The 314-nt window shown below is 50.3% G+C and carries 1 rRNA gene; it reads left to right on the top strand.

The features are described 5' to 3' along the window. A 23S ribosomal RNA gene (locus GQY27_RS21305) occupies nt 1–314 on the top strand; the annotation flags it as partial.

Genomic DNA, 314 nt, shown 5'->3' with positions numbered 1-314 from the left:
GTAAACGGCGGCCGTAACTATAACGGTCCTAAGGTAGCGAAATTCCTTGTCAGGTAAATTCTGACCCGCACGAATGGCGTAACGACTTGGGCGCTGTCTCAACGAGAGATCCGGTGAAATTTTAATACCTGTGAAGATGCAGGTTACCCGCGACAAGACGGAAAGACCCCATGGAGCTTTACTGCAGCTTGATATTGGATTTGGGTACGATCTGTACAGGATAGGTGGGAGCCTAGGAAGCATGAGCGCCAGCTTGTGTGGAGGCAACGTTGGGATACCACCCTGATCGTATCTAGGTTCTAACTTGGTACCGT

The sequence above is a fragment of the Paenibacillus sp. An7 genome, assembly GCF_009870785.1.
GTDB lineage: Bacteria > Bacillota > Bacilli > Paenibacillales > Paenibacillaceae > Paenibacillus.
Note: the sequence above shows the minus strand (reverse complement) of the source record. Positions and strands in the feature narration are given on the sequence as shown.